Raw genomic sequence first — 4873 nt, forward strand, 5'->3', positions numbered from 1 at the left:
CCGGTTTTGACCTTGCAGATCACCGCTGCAGTGTTGCCAACCGTTCCATTAACCTCCCCCCCCCCGATGCCGGCATTTGCCTCCGCTCCACTGGTTTCTACCCAGCTGTTCACCGCCGTAATGCTGCCAACCTTCCCCCCATTTAACAACCCCGCTCCGATGCCGGCATGTGCATACTTCTCTTCGGTTTTGACCGTGCAGTTCAACGCCATGGTGTTGCCAACCTCTCCAGTAACCTCCCCCCCCCCGATGCCGGCATATGCCCACTTTCCTCCGGTTTTGACCTTGCAGTTCAACGCCATGGTGTTGCGCACCTCTCCAGTAACATCCCCCCCCCCGATGCCGGCATATGCCTCCGATCCTTTGGTTTCGACCTCGCACCCCCTCGCCGTAATGTTGAAAACCTTGCCACTAACCTTCCCTCCCCCAATGCCGACGTGAGATCCATAACCGGTGGAGGTAATTTTAACTTTTTCGGCACCGATATCCTTGACTTCGCCATTATCATCAACAACGCAGGCTACTAACCCAGTCACATCAGAACCTTTTATTTCGGCATCAGTAAAGCGAAGGTGCTCGATTTTGCCATCTTTCAGAGTGTCAACAAAACATTTAGACAGCCCTCTGATGGTATTGCACTGCCCATGGAATTCCCCTGTGAATGGAGTTATAGCATTGCCAATGGATTGAAAGTCTTTAGGGACATCAATATCCGCCGTCTGCAAGTATGTACCGTCCAGTGGATAATCGGGATCTCGACCAATCTTGCCCAGGGTTTTTGCATCATTAATCTTTGTGGCCTTTATGGCATACTTTATAGCCTCTATGGCATTTTCAGGATCTAAATCGGAAGATGAATTGGCATACTGAAAAGAGCTGGCCAGCGTGCCAAGTGCAAGCAGTCCTCTGGCTCCCTGACTCCCTTGATAGCAGGCCGTGGATGGCTGTTGAAGGGATACGTCTTGCGAGCCGGGTTCTTTTTCCTGGGCTTCTTCCCCGGTTGCTTCTGATGTCTGTGGAGATTCCGGTTTGACATCCGGCCCGGGCACACGGCTCCCGGACCAGGCATCGGCGATATCTTTCACTATGAAAAAGATGGTACTCGGCGGCAGGATAGCTGCTGTGGCCAGCCGCCCAATATCTTTCAGTGTTTTATCGCGATTAATACTGAAGCAAGGATCTTCCATCGGAATCAATGATGTCACAAACGCTTTAGCAACAGCAACGCCATGGCCGAGCCAGGAACGTTCGACGCCATTGCCTGGACGTTGGGAAGCGCTGTCACAAACTGGTTGATGAATGGGTTGCTGAATGGGTTGCTGAATCATAAACAGGGCTCTTGATGTTGTATTGCATAACAGTACATTAGAACTGTGCACAAAAAATTACCGTGCACTCTCTTATTCGAACATGCGGTTTCGTAAAAGTTCACGATTCATTTTTTTTATTTAAGGGTACGTGTTGCAGGCGTCGTGTTATTTTTATAAATGAATGGTGGTATATATTTGAATGATTGTAAGAGCAATGGACATTAGCGAAAAAAGCTTTTAATCACTCTATCTTATTTCTGCCAGCGATAATTATATTTCCTAATTCGTCTATGCAGTGACGTAAAATGTTCAAGACTATGTTTTTTTAATGGTAGAAAAAAACCTGTCTAAAACCTGGTCTAAAACCTGTCTCAGGTCTTGAATCTTGAACCCATTCAAAAGAAAGACCTAAGCCACTTTCGGCTTCCCTGGTTTGTGCGTCAAGTAGAAAGACCTCCAGCTTTCATCACATAAGACCCGGGGACCAGCAAGGTGTTTATTACAGAAAACAAGGTCAATGGCCTTGCCTTTCCACCGGTAGCGGATGCCATTGTGATCTTTGGGCTGGGCTATGGTAACTACTTATTCAGTCGCTGTCTTCCATTAGCTGGCTGAAGGAAAAAGAGACTATCTACTGGGGCGGTATTGACACCCACGGTTTTGCCATTCTCTCTCGCCTGCGGCAGTATTTTCCGCAAGTCCGCTCCTTGTTGATGGACCAGGCCACCCTGCAAGCGCATCTGGCACTGTGTACAGAGGAGATGGATAGTAAGCGTTTTACTGGTGAACTGACGGGGCTAGCCCCGGATGAATCACCAGTGTTTGCGGCCCTGAAAGATAATACCTTCGGAAAAAACCTGCGTCTGGAACAGGAGCGTATCGGTTATGCCTGGCTGTTGGATGCCCTTTGACCGGTGATAGCATTAGCAGCGAAAATCTCCCGGCTCGCTCCACTATCCTGTACAGGGACTCTACAGGATCCATCCCACAGGGAGGTGAATGCCCGGCAAGATGGCTCTCACTGCAAGGTGGGTTTCGTACAATCCCTGTACGGAATGACAGCGGAGTAAAGTAACTGGTTTTATGCCATGAAATCCTTAATGTCTACCAGACGGGAGGCAAAAATCCAGGGTGGACGGGAGGCAAAAATCCAGGGTGAGGCCTTTCTTTTTGAACACATTCAAGATTCAAGACCTGACACTGTTTCTCTCCGGTCTTATATCCCTGCCTGCGCGGCGCGGCCTGATTAGGCGAGGGTTTACAACGATTTTGCTAATAGTCAACGTGCCCAGCCAGCCAGTATTTAATCAGTGATTGGTATGGCATATCTCGTTTATTGGCTTCGATCTTAATGCTTTCCAGTAAACCTTCAGGCAGGCGAAGAGAGATTGTTTTTGTTGATGGTTTCAAATTAGGCATAGAGACACTTTCAGCCTGACTCCAGTCTAGATATCGTGTCGAGTCATGCTTCTCCCAAAACGCCCTTTCTTCAGCTTCTGACTTAAACTCAGGTATTTTGCTCATAAAATACTCGCTCTTTTTGATGCATGTTTCTGGCTGAAATAACACGTATTAGTGTACGCTCAGCCCTTAATGTGAATGTAATATGGAGCAAACGGTTATTAAAGGATCGTCCCAGTGCATGATAGCGTGACTCCGTTTGGCTATGCTTTTTATCTTCCACTACCAACAGTGGTTTATTGAAAAACACTTCCTCGGCTTCTACTTTTGAGACACCGTGTTTATCCTCATTTTTCCTCTCGTTGCCTACATCCCAGTCAAATCCGCTAACTTTTGACCAATCAATCATTTCTGTATATTCCTCCAATATACAGAAATATAAGCCAAAAACTTGCAAGCAACAACCAGTTAAGAAACCGTGGTCGGGTCTTGATTGCATCAGGCTAAGCGCAAACCGGGGTCAAAGTAAATCAGGGTCAGATTTTCATTGTGCAAATAGCTCTTCTTATCAGTAAAAAGACAATGGTCATTCATAATTAAAGACCTGGCCCCGACTTCGATGACCCCGACTTCGAAAACGGTTTTGAACGCCGCTTTGGTCTGCGGTTTGATGAGCCACTGGAGCGATATCGGTTATTGGATCATCCCGGCCCGGTGACGGATATCACGGTTCCGGTTTCACAATTCATAGACCCGGGAATCGGCAAGGTGTTTATCACGGAAAACAAGGTCAATGGTCTTGCCTTTCCACCGGTACCGGATGCCATTGTCATCTTTGGGCTGGGCTATGGTATTCAGTCGCTGTCTTCCATTGGCTGGCTGAAGGAAAAGGAGATGATCTACTGGGGCGATATTGACACCCACGGTTTTGCCATTCTCTCTCGCCTGCGGCAGTATTTTCCGCAAGTCCGCTCCTTGTTGATGGACCAGGCCACCCTGCAAGCGCATCTGGCACTGTGTACAGAGGAAATGGACAGTAAGCGTTTCACCGGTGAGCTGCCGGGGCTTACCCCGGATGAATTGCCATTGTTTGCGGCCCTGAAAGATAACACCTTTGGTAAAAATCTGCGTCTGGAACAGGAGCGTGTTGGTTATGGCTGGCTGTTGGATACCCTTTGACCGGTGATAGCATTAGCAGCGAAAATCCAGGGTGAGGTCTTTCTTTTTGAACACATTCAAGTTTCAAGACCTGATACTGGTTTCTGCTGGTTTCTGGCTCATCTCATGGGCTGGTTCCTGCGTAGAAACACTCTGCCTGTTCATTCGTTCTCTGATTCCCTGAATACCCTGTGATACCGAGTTGACCGCAGCGCTTGCCAGTTCTTTACCACGGGTCAGTGGTTTCATCGCCAGCTCCTGACCACGCAACCCCTCCTGGTAACCGGTAATCCATTGATAGGTTGAATAGGCGGCAATCCCCAATCCCAATCCGCCCGCTACCATAAGGGAACCTGTGGTAATTCCTCCCACCGTAGCGGCTGTTGATGCTGTAGCGTCTGTTGACACTGTGGCGGCTGCTGGCGCAGCTGTTGGCTCTTTAGGGGCAGTTGATGCTGTAGTGGGTGTTGATGCTGTAGCGGGTGCTGACGCTGTAGCAGCTATTGACACTGTGGCGTTTGCCGCCGCCGCAGCTGTTGACACTGTGGCGTTTGCCGCCGCCGCAGCTGTTGACACTGTGGCGTTTGCCGCCGCCGCAGCTGTTGACACTGTGGCGTTTGCCGCCGCCACAGCTGTTGACTCTATAGCGGCAGTTGATGCTGTAGCGGGTGTTGACACTGTAGCGGCATTTACCGGGCAAACCAATAAATCCAACGCATCCCGAAATTCAGTTCTCGGAGAGCAATTGGCTGTTAACACACGTAGGTCTGCATTTTGGCAAAGCTGATCCTTGGAGATAGATCCAAAATTCTTTAGTTCGCCATTGACATAGCTGTTCTCCGCCTTGGTCTTGGTAACCGTTCCTGATCCTTCAATATACCCACCCCCGATCTTGGCTGTTGAACCTTGCCCCCCAGTTCTGACATGGCTGTTCACCGCTATGGTGTTGGCAACCGTTCCATGTTTAATCCACCCCCCCCCGATGCCGGCGTCTGCATACCCAC

7 protein-coding genes are annotated in these 4873 nt (G+C 49.2%); 3 read left to right on the forward strand and 4 right to left on the reverse strand.

Translation table 11 applies throughout. The features are described 5' to 3' along the window. On the reverse strand, nucleotides 1–1328 hold a 1328-nt coding region (locus tag J7438_RS24530), incomplete at its 3' end, for a hypothetical protein (RefSeq protein WP_209278677.1). A gap of 474 nt (nucleotides 1329–1802) precedes the next feature. On the opposite strand from J7438_RS24530, the gene J7438_RS24535 reads away from it, so the two are divergent. Then, the gene (locus J7438_RS24535; protein ID WP_353620190.1) at nucleotides 1803–1925 is read left to right on the forward strand and encodes a Wadjet anti-phage system protein JetD domain-containing protein; all 123 of its coding nucleotides are present in this window, start codon (nucleotides 1803–1805) and stop codon (nucleotides 1923–1925) included. Nucleotides 1926–1954: 29 nt separating this feature from the next. Further along, nucleotides 1955–2221: a Wadjet anti-phage system protein JetD domain-containing protein gene (locus tag J7438_RS24540; protein ID WP_353620191.1), complete on the forward strand. Its 267-nt coding sequence runs from the start codon at nucleotides 1955–1957 to the stop codon at nucleotides 2219–2221. A gap of 361 nt (nucleotides 2222–2582) precedes the next feature. Here J7438_RS24540 and J7438_RS24545 read toward each other — a convergent pair whose 3' ends face one another. Together J7438_RS24545 and J7438_RS24550 are read right to left on the reverse strand one after the other, a co-directional pair. Next, complete coding sequence (locus J7438_RS24545; protein WP_209278678.1) at nucleotides 2583–2834, reverse strand: BrnA antitoxin family protein; 252 nt, start codon at nucleotides 2832–2834, stop codon at nucleotides 2583–2585. Beyond that, nucleotides 2818–3120 (reverse strand): BrnT family toxin, encoded by a 303-nt coding sequence (locus tag J7438_RS24550; RefSeq protein ID WP_209278679.1) that lies wholly within the window; start codon nucleotides 3118–3120, stop codon nucleotides 2818–2820. The genes J7438_RS24545 and J7438_RS24550 overlap by 17 nt, the downstream gene beginning before the upstream one ends. A gap of 287 nt (nucleotides 3121–3407) precedes the next feature. On the opposite strand from J7438_RS24550, the gene J7438_RS24555 reads away from it, so the two are divergent. After that, nucleotides 3408–3890 (forward strand): DUF2220 domain-containing protein, encoded by a 483-nt coding sequence (locus J7438_RS24555; protein ID WP_209278680.1) that lies wholly within the window; start codon nucleotides 3408–3410, stop codon nucleotides 3888–3890. A 63-nt stretch (nucleotides 3891–3953) separates the two neighbouring features. Here J7438_RS24555 and J7438_RS24560 read toward each other — a convergent pair. Further along, the coding region (locus J7438_RS24560) for a hypothetical protein (protein WP_209278681.1) at nucleotides 3954–4873 on the reverse strand (920 nt) is incomplete at its 5' end.

The sequence above is a fragment of the Thalassotalea sp. G20_0 genome (assembly GCF_017744175.1).
Classification (GTDB): domain Bacteria; phylum Pseudomonadota; class Gammaproteobacteria; order Pseudomonadales; family Endozoicomonadaceae; genus Endozoicomonas.

Excerpts from the sequence above, each read along its gene's own strand:
- J7438_RS24545 (WP_209278678.1), bottom strand. The coding sequence starts at position 2,834 with ATGAGCAAAATACCTGAGTTTAAGTCAGAAGCTGAAGAAAGGGCGTTT.
- J7438_RS24550 (WP_209278679.1), bottom strand. The coding sequence starts at position 3,120 with ATGATTGATTGGTCAAAAGTTAGCGGATTTGACTGGGATGTAGGCAAC.